Genomic DNA, 20,119 nt, shown 5'->3' on the forward strand with positions numbered 1-20,119 from the left:
TCGGCGCTCGCCGAGGCGCCTCGGGGACACTAGATTCCAGGCATGACGCCCCTCCTCAAGCGTGCGCTCGATCAGGCGGCGGTTTGGCATCGAGGACAGAAACGCAAGTACCCCGGCGTCGACGTGCCGTACGTGAGCCACCTGGCCGGCGTCGCCGTCCTCCTCGCCAAGCATGGCTTCGACGAAGAGGTCATCGCGGCAGGCGCGCTGCACGATGCCATCGAGGACACCGGCGCGACAGCCGAGGACATCGCGCGTTTGTTCGGGCGCCGCGTCGCCGATCTCGTGCTCGCCGTGACCGAGCCCGCGAAGACGTTCGCCTGGGAGGAGCGCAAACAGCGCTACCTCGAGCAATTCATGAACAACCCCTGGGACGCCCAGGCCATCACCATTGCGGACAAGATCGACAACTTCCAATCGATCGTCGTCTGCGCGGCCACCCACGGCGATCCCTGGCCCATGTTTCGCCGCGGCCGCGATACACAAATCGCCGGCTTCCGCGCGTTGCGCGAGCGCATCGTGCGCCTACCGCCGCACCCGTTGATCGACGAGTTCGAACGCGCCTTCGCCGACGTCCTCGCCGCTCCCGCCGGCGCCGCGCTCGAACATCGCTCGGCCTGAACACCCAGGGTCTGTGATATGTGCGGATCCGCCCGATCCACTCGAGCGTTTCGGGCGCATCTCACGAGTGAGTCAAGGAGGCGAGCGATGAAGAAGACCCTCGGGTTTCTCCTGGCGGCGGGCGTTTTCGGCAGCGTGCTCGGCGGCTGCTCGTACGGCGGCATCGCGACGGTCGGCGACAAGGTCGTGATCACGCGGAACGACCTCTTCCTTTTCGGCGCGCTCCGGAAGGTGTACGTCTGCAAGGTGGCCGATCGCGGCTTGACCGACTGCGCCGCCGACGGCGAGACGCCCTGACCGTTTCCTCGCATGAAACATCGAATGTCGTGGGTGGGGCTCGTGGTTCTTGGGGCTTTGGCATGCGCATGCCGCTCGGAACCGTCGGAGCCTGAGATCGAGTATGGAGAGCCGGTCGGGCTTCGGATGGCGACGAAGCGCGGGATCCCGGACTATGAAATCGCGGTCGCCGTCTCCAAAGGGACCGACATCGCGCCGCTCGTCCCGGTGCTCGGCGCGACCTTGCACGCGGCGGTCGAGCTTTGCCCGGAGATCGTGCAGGCCGGGCAACGCGGCGAGATCGTGAGCGTCGGGTTCCGCGTCGAACAGGGTGCGGTCGGCAAGGTCGCGACGAAGGGCGTCGAGGCGACGTGCGTCGGGGGCGCGCTTGGTGGGAAAGCCATCGCCGCGCCGGACAAACTCGCTGTGCTGGCGCAGATCCGGTTCCCGCCCGAGGCGTTCGTTCCTGCGGCTCCGACGGGCACACCATGAAGATTTCGCGCGTCGAAAGGAGCGTCGCGCTTGCGCTGTCGCTCCTTTCGACGACTGCGGCTGGGCGTTATCGCGTCGTCGGTGACGGAGCCGCGGGGGGCGGGGTCGGCTGCGTCTTCTTCGGCGGAGGCACCGGATCCTTCGGGTCGGCTTCCTTGGGCTCCTCGTCCTTTTCCGCCGGCGGCTGCGCCGTCGGATTCGTGGGGGCCTGCGCCTGCGCCGCGGGAGGGTCCTTCGGGGCCGGCAGCTCCTTCGCCGCGGGCTGCTGATCCTTCGGAGCCGGCAGCTCCTTCGCCGCGGGCTGCTCCTTGCCCTGCTGCTCCATCGCCTCGTCCACCGCGGCGACGGGCGACGTCGCCTGCGCGTCCGTGGGCTCCGGCGGCGGCGGCCACTGGCTCACGTAGCGTGGCGTTTCTCCCGGCCCCGATGCGTCGATCCAGGTCACCGAGCCCGTGCCCGGCGTGCGCACGTCGACGTGGACGAACGAGCTGTTCGGGTAGTAGCCGCAGCCCGTGTCCGCGATCGTCTTGCAGAACGCGACGACCTCCTCGTTCGATACACCCGCGACGCGCAGGTCGAGCGCGCGCGCGCTCTGGTGCAAGCTGCCCCGGCTCTTCGGGCGATAGCCGCTCACGAGCGAGATCCCCTTGCCCGGGAAATGCTTCGCGATCGCCTCGACCCGCGACAGGAGCCCTGGATCGAGCAGCCGTACGTTCGGCGCGATCTCCTGGGACGCAACCGCCGGCTCTGGCGCCTTCTCCTTGCCTCCCTTGCCCTTGGCCGCGGCCGGTTTTTCCTGCTTCGCCGTGCGCGGGTCGGGTTTTTTCGCCTTCGGAAGCTCGGGCCGCGGCGTGCCCCAGGGCCGCGCGAGCACGCTGAGCTTCTCGCGCGCGTCGTCGAGCACCTTGCCCTTGCAGTCGACGAGCGAGAACGTCTCACCTTCGAGGCCGTTCCGATCGATCGACACCGCCGGCGCGAAGCAGGGTGGGCGATCCGTCTCGGCTTCGGCTTTCTTCGTGCCCTTGCGCTTCTTGCTCGACGCCCGCGTCGACGCCTTCTTCGAGCGCGACATACCCGCCGCGCCCTCGGTCTTTTTCGCGCTCGCGGTCTTCGTGCTGGCCGTCGTCGTCGCGCCCTTCGTGCTGGCCGTCGTCGTCGCGCCCTCAGACTTCTTGGCGCTCGTGGTCTTCGTGCTAGCCGTCGTCGTCGCGCCCTTCGTGCTGGCCGTCGTCGTCGCACCCTTTTCGTGCGTGGCGGGCTTCGTGGCCGGCGCGGGCTTGGCCTTCGTCGACGCTGCCTTGTTCGCGGCCTCGGCCGTCTTCGGCTCGGCCTGCACCATGCGCTTCGGCGGGGCCTTGCGTCGGTTCTTGCGTTTCTTCGGCGCAGCGGCGGTTTTCTTGGGCTCCTCGGGCGCCTTCTCCGTCTTCGCGGGCGCCTGCGCCTTCGCGGGCTCCGCCGCCTTCGGCGCTGCCTCTTCCGCGAACGCCTCGCCGAAAGCGAAGGGCGCCGCGAGCGTCAACACCGCCGCGAGCGTGGACGCAACCCTACGCCTGATCCGACCGTAACGACCGCTGACCATGTGTCGTGCTCTCCACCGACGCCCATCCGTCCATGCGCGGGACGCTGGGTACGCCGGTGTCTCGCGTTGTGTCATGGGGTGGGTGCGCGGGCCTAATTTTCTGAGGCTTCCACGGGTGCCTGTGGTAGAGGTGGGGCACCCATCGCGGCGCCATGCGCGCCTCGATGGCGCGGACGTCGCCCTCGTTCATGGCACGTCCCGTCGCTCGGACGGCGGCGGGTAGAGTCCAACCGAGGCGCCCGCGCAGTTGGCCCGCACCGGGGGAAAGGTCGGCTCGAAGCAGACGAGCGTTCTTGGAGAACCAGAGAAGGGCAACGCCGCACGGCAGGCCCGCGCGTGAGCGAGCGAGTGCCAGCGAAGCACGAGCACGCTACGAGGCGCGGACGTCGAGCATGAACGTTGCCTCCGGGCTCATGAGTCCCGGGACCAAGAACCGCGAGCCCTGCGAAGCTCTCCCCCTCCGGCGGCAGCAAGGACGAATTTATGCGGCGGATGCGGAAAGACGAGACCAAGGTCTGGCACAATCCCGAGCTCGCGCCGTTTGCGCGGGCGCCGAAGTCCGGCAGCACGACCCGGAGCGGCACGACTCCCCAGGACAGCCGCGTCGCGAAGGAACATCGCGCCGCGCTCGAGGCGCTCTTCGCGCCGCGCCGGGAGCCGGAGCCAGAAGGCAGCGGAAAGAACGGCAAGAACGGCCGCGACTCGACGCCGAAGCCAGGTCGCATCGTGCTCGCACCGCCTCCGCAGAGTGATCCGCGCGCCACGGAGCGCCAGCGGCTCCTGTCGAAGCTCCTCGCCGTCGAGGGGCGCCCGCACATCACGAAGGCCGCGAACGAGTTCCTCGGCGCCGGCTTCACCTTCCCCGACGACCAGGACGTGCATCTGAAGCTCCTCGAGCACAGCGACGAGTCGCGCGTGCGCGAGGCGCTCTCCTCGCTCTCCTCGCTCCTCGTCGGCGAGCTGCCGAAGCGCCGCGCCGTGCTCGAGTCGCGCCTGCGCCGCATCGAGGAGTTCGCCGAGGACGAGTCCACCCGCGACGCCGCCGCCCAGCTCCGCAGGCAAGTGAGCGGCAGGCCCGACACGCAGAACCAGTCCGCCCAATGAACAAAGCCGAGTTCGAGGCCGAGCTGCGCAAGCTCTTCCAGGCCCACGAGACCCGCTCCGAGAACGAGCGCTGCGTGCAGTGCGTAGGCTGCGAGCGCTGCGTCGACTGTACGTTCTGCAAGAACTCGAAGGCGCTCGCGCGTTGCCACTACTGCGTCGACTCGCAGCGCTGCTCGGACAGCACGCACTGCCGCGGCTCGCGCGACCTCGTGCGCTGCAACCACTGCGTCGCGTGCGAGCGCTGCACCCAGTGCTCGTACGTGGTCCGCTCTGCCGACTGCACCGAGTGCACGTACTGCTTCGGCTGCGTCGGGCTCGTTCGCAAGGACTTCCACATCCTGAACAAGCCCTACGACCGCAGCACGTACTTCGCGATCACGAGCCGCCTCACGCGCGAGCTCGGCCTCGGCTGATCGGTCGATGCGCGCCGTCGTGCAGCGCGCGATCGAAGCCCGCGTCGAAGTGAACGGCGAGGTCACGGGCCGCATTGGCCAGGGCCTCGTCGCGTTCGTCGGCGCCGAGAAGGGCGACGCGCAGACCGACCTCGACTACGTCGTGAGCAAGGTCCTCGGCCTCCGCGTCTTTCCCGACGAGAACGGCAAGATGACCCGCGCGCTCGCCGACGTCGGCGGGGGCTTGCTCGTCATCAGCCAGTTCACGGTCTTCGGCGACGTACGCCGCGGCCTCCGCCCGAGCTTCGACGGCGCGATGGAGCCCGTCGGCGCCGAGGCGCTCTACGATCGTTTCGTCGAGGCCGCTCGCAAGAGCGGCGTCCCGGTCGAGACCGGGCGCTTCCGCGCGGACATGCGTGTCTTCGTCGAGAACGACGGACCGGTCACGATCCTCGTCGATTCGCGCCGCTTGTTCTGACCGTCTTCCCAGGCGCCACACGCGGCGGTACGTAACGCCTCACCATGCACGTGATCGTGTTCGGAGCAGGCGCGCTCGGGCGCATTTATGGCGTACGCCTCGCCGCGGCGGGCGTTCAGGTCTCGTTCGTCGTCCGGCCCTCGCGCCTCGCCGAGACGTACTCGTTCGTCGTCGAGCAGGTGAACGGGGAGAAGCGTCGCGACGTCATCGAGCAGCCGCGCCGCATCGAGCACATTCCCGCCGACACGACGCTCATCCTCCTCGCGGTTCGGTTCGACCAGCTCGACCACCTTTGCCAGAACCAGGACGACGCGCTCGCCGAGGCCCTCCGCACGGGCCCTGCCGTGCCACTCGTCGTGCTCACGCCCGTCCTGCCGCCGCAGCTCGCCGCGCTGGAGAAGGCGATCGGGCGGCGCGCCGTCAGCGCCATGCCCGGCGTCGCGGGATACGTGGACGACGTCGACGATCGTGGCGTCGTTCGGTACTGGTCGACCGGCATCGCCTCGACGCTCCTCGACGACGACGCTTCGGGGCCCGCGCACTCGATGTCCCGCGATGCGCTCGAGGTCCTCGCGCGTCGCCTCACGAACGGCGGCTTGCCCACGCGCTTCGAACGCGACGTCGCCTCGCTCAACGCTGCCAGCACGGTCTCGTTTTTCCCGCTCATCGCGTCGATCGACGCGGGCCGCGGCATCGACGGCGTGCTCCAGGACAAGGACCTCTTCGACACGGCGGTCGCGGCCGCCAAGGAGTGCGAGGGCCTCGCGAAAAAGCTCGGCAAGGTCGCGCCGTGGGCGCATGTGCTCACGCGCTTCGTCGGGCCGTACACCATCAAGCCTGGCGTGGCCCTCGCGCGCCGCCTCGCGCCCGAGACCGTGCGCTTCGTCGAGCGCCACTTCGGCCCGAAGCTCCACGCGCAGCACCTCGCCATGGGCGACAGCATCCGCGAGCTCGGCCGTGAGCAGGGTCTCGACATGCCCCAGCTCGATCACCTCATGCAGCGGCTCCGCGCGTCATGATGCGCCCGCGGTGAGCGACGCGCGCCCGTGCACCTTCGCGAGCGTAAGCGCGAGGGCGAGGGCGCTCTCCATCCCGCGTGGATCGGCCTTGCCCGTGCCTGCGATGTCGTACCCCGTCCCGTGATCGACGCTCGTGCGGATCACGGGCAGGCCGAGCGTCACGTTCACCGCTTCGCCAAACCCCACGAGCTTGCAGGGGATCGTCGCCTGGTCGTGGTACATCGCGACGACCCCGTCGAAGGCCCCCGCCGCTTGCTTGCGGAACGCGGTCTCGGCGCCGAGCGGGCCCGAAAGCTGCGCGAAAAAACCATCTGCGGCGAGCCGCTCGTTCGCGCGCTCGATGCCCGGCTTGATGCTCGTCTCCTCTTCGATCCCGAGCATCCCGCCCTCGCCCGCGTGCGGGTTCAGCGCTGCGACGGCCACGCGCGGCGCCTCCATGCCGAGCGATCGGAGCAGCCGCACGAGCCAGTAACAGCTCGTCGCCACCGCGTCGGGCGTCACGGCCGCCGGGACCTCCGCGAGCGGAAGGTGCGTCGTGACGAGCGCCGTCGTGATGTTTGCCGCGCGAAACGCCATCACCACCTCGCGCGCCCCGAGCCGCGCCGCGAGGTGCTCCGTATGTCCCGAAAAACCTTTTGCCCCCGGAGCACCACTCGTCGCGATCGCGAGCTTCGACACCGGGCCGGTCACGAGCGCGGCGGCGGTGCCGTCTTGCACGAGCGAGAGCGCCTCGTTCACCCACGCGAGCTGCGCGGCGCCGGCCTTGCGATCCGGGGCGCCGGGCTGCGCGGGCGTAGCGAGCTGCGTGCTCGGCCCCCACACGCCGATCTCGCCGAGCGCGAGGGCCTCGATCTCCTGCGCGCTCGCCACGACGCGTAACCTCGACGCCGCGATCTTCCCGTCGTGCGCCGCGCGCCACAACGACGCCGTATCCCCGACGAGCACGCACCGCGCCTCGGCCTCGGCGTTTGCCGCGGCGTGCACCGCGACCTCGGGACCGATCCCGCTCGGACAACCCACGCTCACCGCGATCGTCAGCCGCTTCATGCGAGCATCGCCCTCCGCGGCTCGACCGCGGCCCGGTTCGGCGTGTCCGGCGCTTCGAGTTTGTAGCCCGCGCCTCGCAGCGTCACGAGTGGCAGCGCGCCGCCGAGCTTCGAGCGCAACCGCCGCACGTGGATGTCCACCGTGCGGGGCCCGCCTTCGTACCGCGGACCCCATACCTTCACGAGCAGCTCTTCGCGCGACACGACCTTGCCGCGCTTCTCGCAGAGATACGAGAGGAGCGCGAACTCCTTCGCCGTGAGCGGCACGCTGTGCCCATCGATGCACGCCTCGTGCGCCGATCGATCGACGACGAGCGCGCCCACCTTCACGCGCTCCTCCGTGGCAAACTCGCTCTTCTGCCACTCGCCCTTGCGGATGCGCGCGTAGAGCTCCGCAGGCACGTACGGCGAAAGGACGAAATCGTCGAAGCCGCTCGCGGGATCCATCCGCGCGACCTGCGCCACCGAGACGGCCGCGATGGCCGGGACGCCCGTGAGCCGCGCCTCCCGCCGCAATGCGCGGAGCGCCGCCACTGCGAGATCCGGCCGCTCCGGCGTCTCCACGAGGATCGCCCGCGCCTCGTCCTCCTCGCGCTGGAAACACCGCGAGGGTTCGTCCCACAGATCGAGCGTGCGCACCGTGGCGCCGAGGCCTCGCAGCACGCTCGCCGCGCCTTCTTCGCGTTCGAGCTCGGGGCCGTGCCCCACGATGACGATGAACGACGCGCGGCGCGACATCGGGCGTCGCTATAAAGCTCATGCTGCGGCGCGGCAAGCGCGAGCCTGCAGCGCCGAGGCTTCAGCCGATCTTGGTGCCGCCCACGGTGATCTTGTCGATCTTGATCGTCGGGCATCCGACGCCGACGGGCACGCTCTGGCCGTCCTTGCCGCACGTCCAGATGCCATCGGAGATCGCGAGGTCCGTGCCGAGCATCGTGACCTTGCCGAGCACGTCGGGGCCGTTGCCGATGAGGTTCACGCCCTTCAGGGGCCGCGTGATCTTGCCGTCCTCGATCAGGTAGCTCTCGGTCAACGAGAACACGAAATCGCCGTTCGAGATGTCGACCTGGCCGCCGCCGAACTTCTTCGCGAAGACGCCGCGTTTGACGCTGCGAACGATCTCCTCCGGGTCGTGCGGACCCGCGAGCAGAATGGTGTTCGTCATGCGCGGCAAGGGCGCGGCGCCGAAGCTCTCGCGCCGGCCGTTGCCCGTCGGTTCGAGCTTGTAGTGCTTGGCCGAGAGCCGGTCGTGCATGTATCCGGCGAGCGTGCCGTTCTCGATGAGCACGCTTCTCCCCGGCTCGTTGCCCTCGTCGTCGACGTTGATCGCGCCGCGCGACGAGAGCAGCGTCGCGTCGTCGACCACGGTGCAGAGCGGGCTCGCGACCGGCTCGCCGACCTTGCCGGCGTAGTTCGACGTGCCCTTCCTGTTGAAGTCGGCTTCGAGCCCGTGGCCCACGGCCTCGTGCAGGAGGATGCCGCTGTCGCCGGGGCCGAGCACCACGTTCATCTCGCCGGCCGGCGCCTCCTCGGCGTCGAGCATCGTCGTCGCTTGCCGCGCGGCTTCTCGGGCGTGCATCTCTGGCGAGAGATCGGCGAAGTAGGCCGCGAGCGTGGTTCGTCCGCCGCCGCTGCTCGATCCTTCCTGCCGTTTGCCGTCGCGCTCCGCGATCGCGCGCACGCTGAAGCGGAAGAGCGGCTGCACGTCGTGGGCCATCACGCCGTCGCTCGTCGCCAGCAGGATCTCGCGGATCTCCTCGGAAAAACTCGCCTCTGCCTTCACGATGTGCGGGCCTTCGGCGAGGGCCGCGGCGCTCGCTCGTTCGAGCAGCGCGCGTTTTTCCATGCCGGGCACGTCGAGTGAGACGAGCGGCACGTCATAGCGGTTCGGCAGCGGCCGGAACCTCGGCAGCACGTGCATCGTGCCGCCGGTGCTCGTGGCGATCTGCGCGGCGGTCTCGGCCGCGCGCTTCATCGACTCCCACGAGAGGTCCTCGGTGTAGGCGTAACCCGTCGCGTCACCGCGCTGCACGCGCACGCCGACGCCCATCGACACGCCGCGCGAGGCGGCCTTGAGGATGCCTTCGTCGAAGGAGAAGCCGCCGCCGGCGCGGTATTCGAAGAACAGATCGGCGTACTCGCCGCCTTTGGAGAGGGCGACGGCGAGGAGGCGCCCGCACAGGTCGGCGTCGATCTCGTTGTCTCCGCCCGGCGCGAACGGGGCACGATAGGCAGCGCTTCTGGTCATGGGCCTCCGAATGTAGAGCGCGGCCCTGGATCGGTCGAGCCGAAGCCCCGGAAATCCGGCCTCGGCGTGTGGTTTCTCGCGACCGCGGGCGCAGAAAAGTCGACGTCGCTCGGGCGAAGAGGTAACGCGTTTTCACGATGAACGGACCCCAGATCGCCCTCGTGTGGCTCCACGTGTCGGGCAACCTCGTCTGGATCGGCTCGATCCTCGCGGTCGCGTTCGCTCTCACGGCGGGCGGGACCGATCCGAAGGTTCGCGGCGTGCTGGGAGAGCGGATCTACCGGCTGCTCAGCGTGCCTGCGTTCGTGCTTTCGTTCGTGACCGGCGTGGCGCGCCTGTTGATGGACACGCGTTACTACCTCGTCGAGCACCACTGGATGCACGGCAAGCTGCTCTTCGCGCTCGTGATCATCGGGATCCACCACGTGATCGGCGGCCGGGCGAAGAAGCTCGCGCGGGGAACTGTGCAGGACGCCGGGCCGACTGCTATGATGGCCATGATCCTCGCGGCGTCGGCGGTCATCGCCGCCTTCTTCGCGATTTTCAAGCTGCCGAACTGAAAAAGCCGGGATCGCGGCTCGCCTGAGATCGCCCGGTTTTCGTTTCGACATTCCGTTCTCACGCGACCGTGCTTGTGCGGGTCGTCGTTCCGTTAGATGATGAATCGTGGATGAGGCGGCGCGAAGCGTCGCGTCGCGTCGTCCCCGGTCGCTCTCTCGAGGAGAATCCCATCGCCGTGGCGGTCGATCGCGACAAGGTGCTCCGAGCAGCGCAGAAGTTCGTCGAAGGAAAGCGCTGGGACAAAGCGATCGCCGAGTTCCAGAAGCTCATCGCCGAAGATCCGAAGGACGTTCGGGTCCTGCTCAAGATCGGCGACTGCCACCTCAAGATCGAGCAGTACGCCGAGGCCATCGAGACGTACGAGGTCGTGGCGCGGCTCTACATCGAGCAGAAGCCGCCCGAGCCGCTCAAGGCGATCCGCGTCTACCGTCAGATCCTGGAGATCATCGACAAACGCGCGCCGAAGCTCCTCGAACGTTTCGGCTGGGTCCTGCCGCGCCTCGCGGAGCTCTACACGCAGCTCGGCCTGACGAGCGACGCGGCCGCGACGTACGACGACATCGCGAATCGGCTGCACAAGGCGAACAAGGATCGCGAGGCGATCGAGCCGCTGAAGAAGGTCGTCGATCTCGACCCGCAAAACCCTGTGCCGCGCCTTCGCCTCGCCGAGGCGTACAGCCGCATCAAGGACACGCCGGCGGCGATCGGGCAGCTCGGACAAGCGGCGGAGGTCCTCGTCAAGATCGGCCGGCGCGACGACGCGATGAAGGTCCTCGACCGGCTGCTCGCGATCAAGCCCGACGGCAAGTACGCCAAGGTCGCGGCGAGGATGTACCTGGAGCGCGCGCAGCAAACCGACGCGATGACCGCGCTCGCGAAGCTCCAGATCTCGTTCAAGGAGAACCCGAAGGACCTCGAGACGCTCGGCCTCTTGGCGAAGGCGTTCGACAAACTCGGTCAGGCGCCGAAGGCAACCGAGGTCTTGAAGGAGGCCGCGCGCCTCGCAAAAGAAGCCAAGAAAAACGACGAGTTCAACGAGCTCGTCGACGCGCTCCTCGCGCGCGCGCCGAACGACGACGCGGTCCGGCAGCTCGCGGCGCAGCGGCCCGCGCCGCCGCGCAAGCAGGTCGAGGACGACTCGGTCATCGTCGTGGGGGACGACTACGTCGACGTCGACGATCTGCCGCCCGACTCGGAGCCGCCGATCCCGCTCCAGCCTTCGCACCACGACGACGAGGCGCTCCGCGCGCGGCAGTACATGCAGCGGGCGGAGGCCTACCGCAGCCAGTACGACTACCCCTCGGCGCTCGCGATCCTGCACGACGCCGTCCAGATGGTGCCCACCTCGCACGAGCTGCGATCGCGGCTCGTCGACGTGCTCAAGGAGGCGGGCGACGAGGAAGGCGCGATCCGCCAGATGTTGATCTTCGCGCAGCGCCTGAGCGTGGAAGGCGACGTGAAGAGGGCGGCGGAGCTGCTCGACGAGGTCCTGCTCATGGATTCGTCGCAGCCCGAGGCGATCCAGATGCTGCGCGCGCTCGGCTACCAGGTCGAGGCTCCGCAGCCGCAGCAGGTCTACCCGCAGCAGCAAGCGTATCCGTACGCGCAGCAGCAGGGGCAGCTCAGCGCGCTCGACGATCCGTTCTCGGGCGTCCCGGCGCAACAGCATCACGCCTACGCGCAGCAACCGCAGTACCCGGCGCAGCCGTACGCGCCGCCGCAGCAGCCCGCGCCGACGCGGAGCCAGACGGGGCACACGCTCGACGAGGACGTCCTCGAGCAGATCGATTTCTACGCCAACCAAGGCATGCTCGATGACGCGCGCACCATGCTCGACGAGCAGCTCGCGCTCCTGCCGAACCACCCGCTCCTGCTCTACAAGCGCGCCGAGCTCGAGCAGATGGGCCGCCCGTCGTACGTCCCGGATCTGCCGGGCGGCGGCAGCGGGATCATCACGAAGAAGAGCGAGTACCCGGCCGACAACGACTTCAAAGAGATCCAGGACATGATCAATGACCTGGAGTTCGCGCCCGAAGCCGCGGCGGCGCCGCCCGAGTTCCCCGGCGTCAACGTCGAGAAGATTTTCGACGAGTTCAAGCAGGGCGTTCAGGCGCAGATCTCGGACGCGGATTCGGCCACGCATTACGATCTCGGCGTCGCCTATCGCGAGATGGGCATGTACATGGACGCGATCCACGAATTCGAGGTCGCGGCGCGAGACCCGTCCCGCGAATGCGTGTGCCGGTCGGTCATCGGGATGATCCACCTGCAGCTCGGCAACGTCGACGCGGCGATCGACGCGTTCCTGCGTGGGCTCGAGGCGCGGCAGAAGACGCGGGAGCAGGAGCTCGCGCTCGCATACGAGCTCGCGGACGCGTACGAGGCCCGGAAAAACCCGGAGCAGGCGCTCTATTACTTCAAGCGCGCCGGGCAGATCGACCCGAATCACCGAGATCCGCGCGGCGGCGTGCAGGATCGTATTCGCCGGCTGGAGCCGAATCCGGTCCCGGCCAAGCAGGCGAAGGCGGCCGGCGCGGAGCTCCTCGGCGACGATTTCGATCTCGCGTTCGACGACCTCGTGAGCAAGGGTAAGCTCTAGTAATTCCAACCCAGCCTCATCGTCCGCGGTGTATCGTCGTCATCCCATGACGCAACACCGCCTTCCTTTTGCTGCGCTGATCGTCCTGGCCGCGGCGGGCTGCGGACAATCGAGCCCGAAGCCTGCGCGCGAGCCGGGAAAGGCCGGGGAGCCCACCGTCGCCCCTGCGGCGGCCCCGCGCCTGCGTGCGCTCGTGGCCGGGGAAAAGCATTTCTGCGCGCTGCGCGGCGACGGCCGGGTCCTCTGCTGGGGCCATAACGAGGATTTTCAGGCGGGCAACGTCGACGATCAGGCGATTGCCACGCCGCGGCTGGTCGAGGGGATCACGGGCGCGACCCGGATTGCCGCGGGCGGCCGAGCGACGTGCGCCATCGTCGGCGATGGGTCTCTCACCTGCTGGGGCGAAGGGCGCTGGAAGACGCCGCGTGTGGTGCCACTGCCTGGCAAAGCGCGCGATGTGGCGCTCGGAGGCGACACGATCGTCGTCGAGGTCGAGGCGGGCCCGGGAAACAGCACGCTGTTTGGCGGCACGCTGCGCCGAATCGACCAGCTCGTCCCGTTTCGCGATGGCCATCGGCCCCGCGCCATCAAAAGCATTTTCGTTTGTGGACAAACCCTCCCGGCCCCGGGGACGCCAGTTTGTCGGAGCAGCATCGAGACGATCCCCGCGCCCGCAGGCGCGACCGCGATCGACGACGACGGCTGCTTCCTCGGCCCGAAAGGGCGCGCGTGCCCCGTCGAGGAAAAGATCGGCCTCGACGATTTCAGCGATGCGCCCCCGGCGTGGCGACGGCATTTCGAGGCCCGGCCGCCGCTCTTCGCCGTGGCGCACTATTTGGGCAGTGAGGTAGGCTGTGGAGGTTTTCCCGACGGCCGGATCGAATGTCATGGAATCGGCGATCGAGGGCAGCTCGGCGATGGTCGCTTCGGCGAGCCCAGCAAGCCCGCGCCCGTCGCCGGCCTCGCCGACGTGGCGCAGGTCCGGCTGAGCGCCGACGTGGACAAGGACCATCCCATTGCCTGCGCGCGGACCCGCGGCGGCGCGGTCTCTTGCTGGGTCGTCGGAGAAACGGCGCCCATTGCGTTGCCGATCCAGGATGCCCTCGACATCACCGTAAACCTCGTGCGCGTGGTTGCGCTCCGGCGCGACGGGAGCGTCGTCGAGATCCCGCTCGACCTCCACGAGGGAAACAGGCTCGTCGCGGGCGCGCCGACGCCTCTCCAGGGCCCGCTGGCGAAACGTCGTTATGCGTCTCTCGTCGATTCCGCGGTCCCAGGCGCGATCACGCCGGAGGGCCAGCTCATCCAGACCCGCTGCCCGATTCGAGGCGATGCGTGCGTGTCCGCGTACGACGTGAAGTCGATCCGAGCGCGCGCGGCCGGATGGGACATGAACCGCTATTACGCGTGCCTCCTCGACGATAAGGGCGCCGTGCAATGCCGGGTGAATGACACCGACGTGGGGATCCTCGGCGACGGCCGGGTGGCGGCAAAGGGCGCGTTCGACGCGAAGACGAAGCGGTTCGTGATGGCCGAGGGCACGGCGGCGCTCCCGGATCCCGCAGTCCAGGTCGCCGCGGCGGTGGCGCACGTCTGCGCGCGCTTGCAGACGGGTGAATTGCGCTGCTGGGGGGAGGATCTGTATGGCGCCCTCGGCAATGGCGGCCCGCGCCTGCCCCAGGGCGCGGCCGAAAACGAGCCCGCGCGCGTGAGCGCGACGCCCGTGGCGCCGGTCGGCCTCGGGAAGGTCCTCGACGTCGTCGCGAGCAGGAGCGCGACCTGCGCGGTGGACGAAGGAAATTCCGTGTGGTGCTGGGGGCAAACGAGCGTGATCCCCGCGTCTTCGACCGGTCAGACGCCCGTGCGCCTCGACCTGCCGAAGGCCACGAGCGTGGCCATGTCCCACGCGGCGGTTTGTATCATCACGCAGAATGGCGAGGTCGTCTGCCAGCGCGGGCGTGCGCCGAGCGGCCCGAAAGAGCGGAAATCGTCGTTTCGCCTTCCGGAATGAGCTGCGCGATCGGGGAGAGGGGGCTTTCGGGTTGTCCCGAAAACCCCCCCACCGTCCTCAGACCGGGTTCTCGTTCACGATGCCCTTGATGCTCGGACCGGTGTAGAAGTCCTGCACCCGGCGCATGTCGCCCTTGGCCACTGCGAAGGCCACGGCTGCGCCCGCCGCCGCGCTCGTCGCATTGCTCTGCTGGCCCGGCACGTTCTCGCCCGTCGTGGGGTCGAAGCCGTCCGTGCTGCCGTCGGCCCGCACGCCGCCGAACCAGCCCGTTTTCGTGAAGCCATTGCCCATGACGTAGAGCCAGTTCGAATTGTTCGGCGTCCCGTCGGGCCAGCCCCCGCGGTCGCGCGGGTTCTTCGGCGTGTCGCCGTGCACCGTCATGACGATGTTGTCGGCGAGGTTGCGCGCCGTGCAGACCGGGTCGGGGATGGCGGCGAGGTCGTTCATGAACTCGTCGAACATCCTGCCGAGCTGAGCGACCGTGTTGCGCAGGTTGTTCATGTCATTGAACGCCCCGTGCGGGTCGTCGCGCATGGCCGGCATCATCACGCTTTGCGTCAGGCCGAGCTTGAACGCGCGCGCCGTCGTGATGAAGGCGCGGCCAATCTCGGCGAGGCGGTTCGGCGTGCCCTGCCCGATGTTGTAGCGGGTGAGGTCGTCGGCCGACGGCGCGAGCTGCGCGGAGAGGTTTTTCCCGAGGAAGTTCGCGCTCGTCTTGCCCACGCGGAGCTGCCGCGACCACGTCGGGCGGCCGGCGGCCGCATTGAGGCCGACGAACGCCTTGTAATAGGCCTCGAAGAGCGCCGCGTCCTCCTCGACGGCGAGCGTCACGCGCGACGCCGCGCTGTCGAAGAGATCGACCATGCCGCCCGCGTTGTTCACCGTAGCGACCTGCGGCGCGCCCGGGGCGGCGCCGAAGTTCAGCGGGTTGATCGCGATGACCGGCAGGAGCGACGGGGTTTGTCGCTGAATGGAGGCGGCCGTGGCGAGCATGCTGACGCCATTGCCGAGCGTCGCGGCGGAGCCGGGCGTCGGCGTGTGCGTCTGGTTCGTCCCGGCCATGAACGCCGAGATGCGCTTGCGCTTGTCGAGGTTCCTCCAGGGGGATTCGGGCGCGTAGACAAACGGTTTGTCCGTGTCCTTCGCGTCTTCCGTCTGGCCGAACGCGTGGAACGCGAAGTTGTCGTTGTTCGCCTTGGCGATCTGCGTGTGGGGCCAGAGGAGCTGGAACCACGCGAATCCGCCGTCGCCGGCCACGAGGTGCACCGAGCGGTTCGTCGCGGCGCACGCGTCGTCGGCCATGGCCGTGCCGGCCGAGTCCGCGATGACGTCGAGCACCTTCGCGCGATCGAGCGCGAGGACGGCGCCCATTGCGGTGGTCCAGCGCAGGAAGTTGCGCCTGGCATTGCCTTGGAGGCTCTTGAGCTTGTCGTCGACCATGGTCTCCTCCGTCACTCGCACGAATGGGCTGCGGCCATCATCGTACCGACCGCAATTCGCTTGCCTTTTTCCACATCGGAGGCGCTCGTCACGACCTTGTTGCAGATCGCGACGTGCGAGTCGGTCGCGGGGCGACCCGTGATGCAGGCGATGGCGTCCCGGTTGCACTGGTTGTTCGCGTCGAACATCTCGGTCCCGACGCCGCCGACCTTGCATTGGTCGACGTTCGGCAGGTTCGCGATGATCTCGGGCGCCGCTTGCACGAAGATGTCGAAGAGCTTTGCCGCGCCAGCCGCGCTCCACACGACCGCCTCGCCGACGCGGGCGTCGTAGCTCGCCGCGCCGAGCGCGCCGCCGCCGCCCTTGAAGAGCTGGCCCGCGGTGGGCACCTGCGCCGTCGCGTCGATGTTCACGCCGAGCGAGACGAGCAGGTTCTGGAGCGCCGCGTTTTGCACCTTCTGGCACGAATGAAGGCGCGTGCGCACCTCCGGCGGGCCCTCTTCCTGGCGCTGCGCGAGGACCTCGAACGGATCCTTGAACACGCCCTCGCCGAGGTCGCCCATGTGGCTGTGCGTGTTGTCCTCGTCGCCCGCGAAGACGCCGGGCTGGTTTTCGAAGTCCGTCGTCGGATCGTCGATGACGGGGGACGGCCGCGAGAGGTTTCCGGACGGAGGCTCCTGCACGCAGGCCGTCGCGAAGAGGCCTGCGGCGAGAGCAATCGGCGCGCCGCGGAGGAACATCGAGATGATGCGATTCATGGTCTCTCTCCTTTCTTTCCGCATGCGCCTAGAACTTGGTGAAGTCCTCGCTGAGCAGGATCGTGCGCAGCGTCTTCTTCAGGTTCATGCCATTCGCGAGGAACTCATCGACATAGGGTTTGAGGACCTGGGGCGGTACCGTCGCGAGGTCCGAGACGATGTCTTCCTTCGACATCGCGAAGTTGTACATGCGCGCGACGGCGCAATCGTGGACGTCCGTGTCCGCGGCCATGGCCTGGCCGAGCGCGGGCAGGTCCGCGACGGGCTCGCCGAAGCGCCAGGACGTGGTCTCACCATTGCGGAGCCAATGGGAGATGACCGTCTTCTGCGGATCGGGCACGGTCGGCGTCTCGACCTGGCTGTCGTTCATCCATTGCCCGTTCATGTTGAAGTTCGCGAAGAGCGGTGCGATGTGGTTCATCGTCACGTGGCAATTCGCGCAGACGACCGACGACGTGTCCTGGAAATTGATCGGGGCCGTCCCCACCGATTCGAAGGCCCAGGGGCCGGTGTAATCGGCGCCGTTGATCTGCCTCGGCTCCGCCGCGTATTCGGCCGGGAACTTCGTGCAGACGAAGACCTCCTGCACCCAGCGCACGCGCCGGAACGCCATGTTGCCGTAGAACTGCATCATGACGCCGGGATTCGTGAGCACGCCGGCGTGCGCGGGGACGTTATTGTTGCAATCGCCGTCGTTGAACGTGTTCGTCGCGCCGTCGTACGTCGGGCAGGTGTTCGTGTTGGCCGTGAAGAGGTCGGTGTACGGCTTCTCCTCGATCATCACGCGCGTCGCGAACACCGGCGCGGTGTCGCGGCTCGGCTTGTTGTCCTGCGCGCCGCCGCCCTGGCGCATCGTATCGCGCCACCATTTGATCATGCGCGACGTGAAACGCTGATCGGCGAGCAGCGCGTCGATCTCGGCCTCGTACGCGGCGCGCTGGTCCGTCGCGGTCTCGACGTTCTTGATCTGCTGGAGCGTCGGGAGGTTTCGCACGAGCTTGAGCGACGCCGTGCGCAGGGCCTCCGTGTAGCTCGTGACCCGATCGTCGAGCACGGTCTTGTCCGGGATCGGGGGCGCCTCGGGGTCGCCGCTCGTCGTCGGGTTGCCGCTGGTGGTGTTGTCGGGTTCGCCGGTTGAATTGCCTCCCGACGGCGGCTCGAGGCTACTAGGCCCCGAGCTCGAGCACGCGCCCGCCGCGAGCGCGGCGAGCAAGGTGAGCATTCTGGTCCGCTTCATGGGCCCCTACCTTTCGTCCTCTTCATTTCTCCGCCGCGATCCAGATGGATACGCTGTCGCGGAAGTTGTTGAACGCGCCGCTCTGTCCGGCGAACTTGAACGGATGCGCGGCATTCCCGCCGGGATTCGTGGTGATGAAGAGCTGGCTCGCGGGGGGATCGTTCGGATTGACGCGATTTTTGATCTGCCCGCACGCCTTCGTCGAGTCGCTCTGGAGCGACGTCATGTCGACCGCCGCGACGGCCTGACCATTGGCACCCCCGTGGCAACTAAGACAAGTCTGAAGCTGCTGCCGCGCATTGGCCTCGAACGAGGGGACGTTCTTGCAGCCGCCCGTGGGTCCGCCGTCCCCCGCGTCCGGCGACGCCGGCTCGTATTTCTCGATGAGCTCGAACGCGAGCGAGAGCTTCGCGTCCTTCGACCAGTTCACGAGGATGAGCGTGCCGGGCCCGAGCGGGCCAGATTCGCCGACCTGGTAAATCGTGTCCACGTTCGAGAAGCTGTCGACCGGATCCGGATTCGGAGTCTTGCCGAGCGGGTGCACGACCCAGAGCGGGTGGACGACCTTCAAGCCCGTCTTCGAGGTCGGGTGCAGCTCGATGTTGGAGAGCTCGAGCGTCGTCTCGGCGAGCACGTCTGCCTGGAACGTGACGGCCATGCCCTCGAATTCGGCCCCGAGCGCGCCGAGGTAAATCGCATTGAAGCCCATGATGGGCACGAACGGATCGATGTGCGGGCCGGCCTGCGGCGGCGGCTCCGAGAAGTTCTTCGCCTCCTGCGCGAGCCACGCCTTGACCTTCGGCAAGAGCGTCTCCTTCAGCGCCGGCGAATCGAGGTTCGTCCCGCTATGCCCCTTGCCCGTCATTGCATACGTGAGCAAGAGGCTGTGCGTGGGGTCCGTCGAGACAATCCCGGGCCAGCTCGCGAACGATTGATAACGATCCGGCCCCGCGAGGAAGGGCGTGTCGGCGAGTCCCGCGACGTCGTGGCAAAGGCCACACGCGCTCATCAGGTCGGCCTGCATGGACTCGAAAAGGTCCCGCCCGCTGACGACGGGGAGCCCGCCGCTGTCGCTGGGGCCACCGTCCTCCGCGCCGCCGCCCGTCGGTCCGGGCGCGAGGCCCGAGGGAGCCTCGACGCAGCCTGCGGCCGCGGAAGCCGCGACCGCGAGCGCCCCAAGGCCGATGGCAATCGCTCGAAAGTATTGCTGTTTTGGTTTCATCGTCGCAAGGATGCCCATGGGTCGAGAATGGCCGAGTCGCCGAGCGGCGAGAAGCCCCAAACGCTCTTGCACGCCCTGCGCCATCCGCTCTGCCTGTGTGTTTGCACCCGAGCCGTACGAACGAGGCCCGGAAGACGCCCTCGCTGCGAGGGGGTGGATGACAGATGCCCCAGGGTGGATCTGCGTTGAACCAGGTCGAGGGGACCAACCGGCGGCGATCTTTGGATCGCACAAAACTGGTCCCGATCGGCCTGGCGGATGTACCCGATGCGCATGAATCGGATCCTGCTCCCCGCCCTCGTATCGCTCCTCGCCATGGGCTGCGGCAAAGCCGCGGTCCGCACGCAAGCGCTCGCCCCGGAAAAGCCCGCGCCGGTCGTCACCGCGCAAAAAGAAACGGTCGCGAAGGCCGAGCCTGAGGCCGTCGAGGAGCAGGCGCCCGTGAAGGGTCGTCGCGAGGTCGGCGATTACGTGGTCTATCGATTCTCGGGCAGCTTCCAGAAGGCGCCCGTGACGCTCACCGAGCGCGTCGTGGGCCGCGACAAGAATTCGCTCGTGATCGACTTCATCCTGGAAGAAGGCAAGGCGACGAGCGAGCTCCGCGTGCGCCTGAGCGACGCGCCCGACACGCGCGGCGAGGTGCTCTCGGTGCAGCGCATCGAAAAAGGCAAGCTCGTCCCGGCCGGCGCCGACGAATACGAGGCGCTGATGGGCAAGACGATGGTCGTCGCCGACGAGAACGAGGAAGCCCTCGGCTCGGAGCACGTGGTCGCCGTGATGGGCAACGATCTGCTGCCCGCGAAGCGCACGAGCTTCCGCGTGAAGATCGGCGAAAAGAAGGCCACGCTCACCACGGTCGTCAGCGACAAATTCCCCTGGGGCGACCTCTCCGGCGAGATCGCGGCCGAGGACGGCTCGGTCATTTATCGCGCCGAGGTCTTGAACGTCGGCCACGTGGTCGAGACGAAGAAGGGCTCGGAGCCCCAGGTCGCCCGCAGCGATTACGAAGATTTCGAATGATTCGAGGGGCCGCGCC

19 protein-coding genes are annotated in these 20,119 nt (G+C 68.2%); 11 read left to right on the top strand and 8 right to left on the bottom strand.

The genetic code is table 11. The features are described 5' to 3' along the window. The first annotated feature begins 42 nt into the window (after positions 1-42). From POL67_RS00320 to POL67_RS00330, 3 genes are all read left to right on the top strand, one after another. Entirely contained in the window at positions 43-621 is a 579-nt protein-coding gene (locus POL67_RS00320) for an HD domain-containing protein (protein WP_271914190.1), read from the top strand. Positions 622-708: 87 nt separating this feature from the next. Next, positions 709-918, top strand: coding sequence for a hypothetical protein (locus tag POL67_RS00325; protein WP_271914192.1), 210 nt, complete (start codon positions 709-711; stop codon positions 916-918). A 126-nt stretch (positions 919-1,044) separates the two neighbouring features. Then, positions 1,045-1,389 carry a hypothetical protein gene (locus POL67_RS00330; protein WP_271914195.1) on the top strand — a complete coding sequence of 115 codons (345 nt, stop codon included), beginning with the start codon at positions 1,045-1,047 and terminating at the stop codon, positions 1,387-1,389. A 67-nt stretch (positions 1,390-1,456) separates the two neighbouring features. Here POL67_RS00330 and POL67_RS00335 read toward each other — a convergent pair whose 3' ends face one another. Further along, entirely contained in the window at positions 1,457-2,911 is a 1,455-nt protein-coding gene (locus tag POL67_RS00335) for a YcbK family protein (RefSeq protein WP_271914197.1), read from the bottom strand. A gap of 549 nt (positions 2,912-3,460) precedes the next feature. Between POL67_RS00335 and POL67_RS00340 the strand changes: the two genes are divergently transcribed. The 4 genes from POL67_RS00340 to POL67_RS00355 are packed head-to-tail and all read left to right on the top strand — an operon-like array spanning position 3,461 to position 5,961. Next, the gene (locus POL67_RS00340) at positions 3,461-4,072 is read left to right on the top strand and encodes a hypothetical protein (RefSeq protein WP_271914200.1); all 612 of its coding nucleotides are present in this window, start codon (positions 3,461-3,463) and stop codon (positions 4,070-4,072) included. Further along, positions 4,069-4,485 (top strand): hypothetical protein, encoded by a 417-nt coding sequence (locus POL67_RS00345; protein ID WP_271914202.1) that lies wholly within the window; start codon positions 4,069-4,071, stop codon positions 4,483-4,485. The genes POL67_RS00340 and POL67_RS00345 overlap by 4 nt, the downstream gene beginning before the upstream one ends. 7 nt (positions 4,486-4,492) lie before the next feature. Continuing rightward, a complete protein-coding gene (dtd, locus tag POL67_RS00350) occupies positions 4,493-4,942 on the top strand; it encodes a D-aminoacyl-tRNA deacylase (protein WP_271914205.1) in 450 nt (149 codons plus the stop codon). Between the two features lie 44 nt (positions 4,943-4,986). Next, entirely contained in the window at positions 4,987-5,961 is a 975-nt protein-coding gene (locus POL67_RS00355; protein ID WP_271914209.1) for a ketopantoate reductase family protein, read from the top strand. Here POL67_RS00355 and pdxA read toward each other — a convergent pair. From pdxA to POL67_RS00370, 3 genes are all read right to left on the bottom strand, one after another. Continuing rightward, complete coding sequence (gene pdxA / locus POL67_RS00360) at positions 5,956-7,008, bottom strand: 4-hydroxythreonine-4-phosphate dehydrogenase PdxA (protein ID WP_271914212.1); 1,053 nt, start codon at positions 7,006-7,008, stop codon at positions 5,956-5,958. The genes POL67_RS00355 and pdxA overlap by 6 nt on opposite strands. Then, positions 7,005-7,745, bottom strand: a complete 741-nt coding sequence (locus POL67_RS00365; protein ID WP_271914214.1) for a winged helix-turn-helix transcriptional regulator — start codon at positions 7,743-7,745, stop codon at positions 7,005-7,007. The genes pdxA and POL67_RS00365 overlap by 4 nt, the downstream gene beginning before the upstream one ends. Positions 7,746-7,806: 61 nt before the next feature. Then, a complete protein-coding gene (locus POL67_RS00370; RefSeq protein ID WP_271914216.1) occupies positions 7,807-9,255 on the bottom strand; it encodes a TldD/PmbA family protein in 1,449 nt (482 codons plus the stop codon). 137 nt (positions 9,256-9,392) lie between these two features. Here POL67_RS00370 and POL67_RS00375 point away from each other — a divergent pair, with 137 nt between their 5' ends. The 3 genes from POL67_RS00375 (at position 9,393) to POL67_RS00385 (ending at position 14,426) form a co-directional block, all read left to right on the top strand. Next, a complete protein-coding gene (locus tag POL67_RS00375; RefSeq protein ID WP_271914218.1) occupies positions 9,393-9,815 on the top strand; it encodes a HemJ family protein in 423 nt (140 codons plus the stop codon). A 176-nt stretch (positions 9,816-9,991) separates the two neighbouring features. Further along, entirely contained in the window at positions 9,992-12,415 is a 2,424-nt protein-coding gene (locus POL67_RS00380; RefSeq protein ID WP_271914221.1) for a tetratricopeptide repeat protein, read from the top strand. A gap of 46 nt (positions 12,416-12,461) precedes the next feature. After that, complete coding sequence (locus POL67_RS00385) at positions 12,462-14,426, top strand: RCC1 domain-containing protein (protein WP_271914224.1); 1,965 nt, start codon at positions 12,462-12,464, stop codon at positions 14,424-14,426. 57 nt (positions 14,427-14,483) lie between these two features. On the opposite strand, the gene POL67_RS00390 is transcribed toward POL67_RS00385, so the two are convergent. From POL67_RS00390 to POL67_RS00405, 4 genes are read right to left on the bottom strand one after another with little or no spacing between them, the layout of a single operon-like run. Then, the gene (locus tag POL67_RS00390) at positions 14,484-15,866 is read right to left on the bottom strand and encodes a hypothetical protein (protein ID WP_271914226.1); all 1,383 of its coding nucleotides are present in this window, start codon (positions 15,864-15,866) and stop codon (positions 14,484-14,486) included. A gap of 11 nt (positions 15,867-15,877) precedes the next feature. Next, positions 15,878-16,624 (bottom strand): hypothetical protein, encoded by a 747-nt coding sequence (locus POL67_RS00395; RefSeq protein WP_271914230.1) that lies wholly within the window; start codon positions 16,622-16,624, stop codon positions 15,878-15,880. 28 nt (positions 16,625-16,652) lie between these two features. Further along, positions 16,653-17,861 (bottom strand): DUF1549 domain-containing protein, encoded by a 1,209-nt coding sequence (locus tag POL67_RS00400; protein WP_271914232.1) that lies wholly within the window; start codon positions 17,859-17,861, stop codon positions 16,653-16,655. A gap of 22 nt (positions 17,862-17,883) precedes the next feature. Further along, entirely contained in the window at positions 17,884-19,083 is a 1,200-nt protein-coding gene (locus tag POL67_RS00405; protein ID WP_271914235.1) for a hypothetical protein, read from the bottom strand. 273 nt (positions 19,084-19,356) lie between these two features. Between POL67_RS00405 and POL67_RS00410 the strand changes: the two genes are divergently transcribed. Continuing rightward, positions 19,357-20,103, top strand: coding sequence for a hypothetical protein (locus POL67_RS00410; protein ID WP_271914236.1), 747 nt, complete (start codon positions 19,357-19,359; stop codon positions 20,101-20,103). The last annotated feature ends 16 nt before the right edge of the window (positions 20,104-20,119 follow it).

The sequence above is a fragment of the Polyangium mundeleinium genome (assembly GCF_028369105.1).
In the GTDB taxonomy this organism is placed as follows: Bacteria; Myxococcota_A; Polyangia; order Polyangiales; family Polyangiaceae; genus Polyangium; species Polyangium mundeleinium.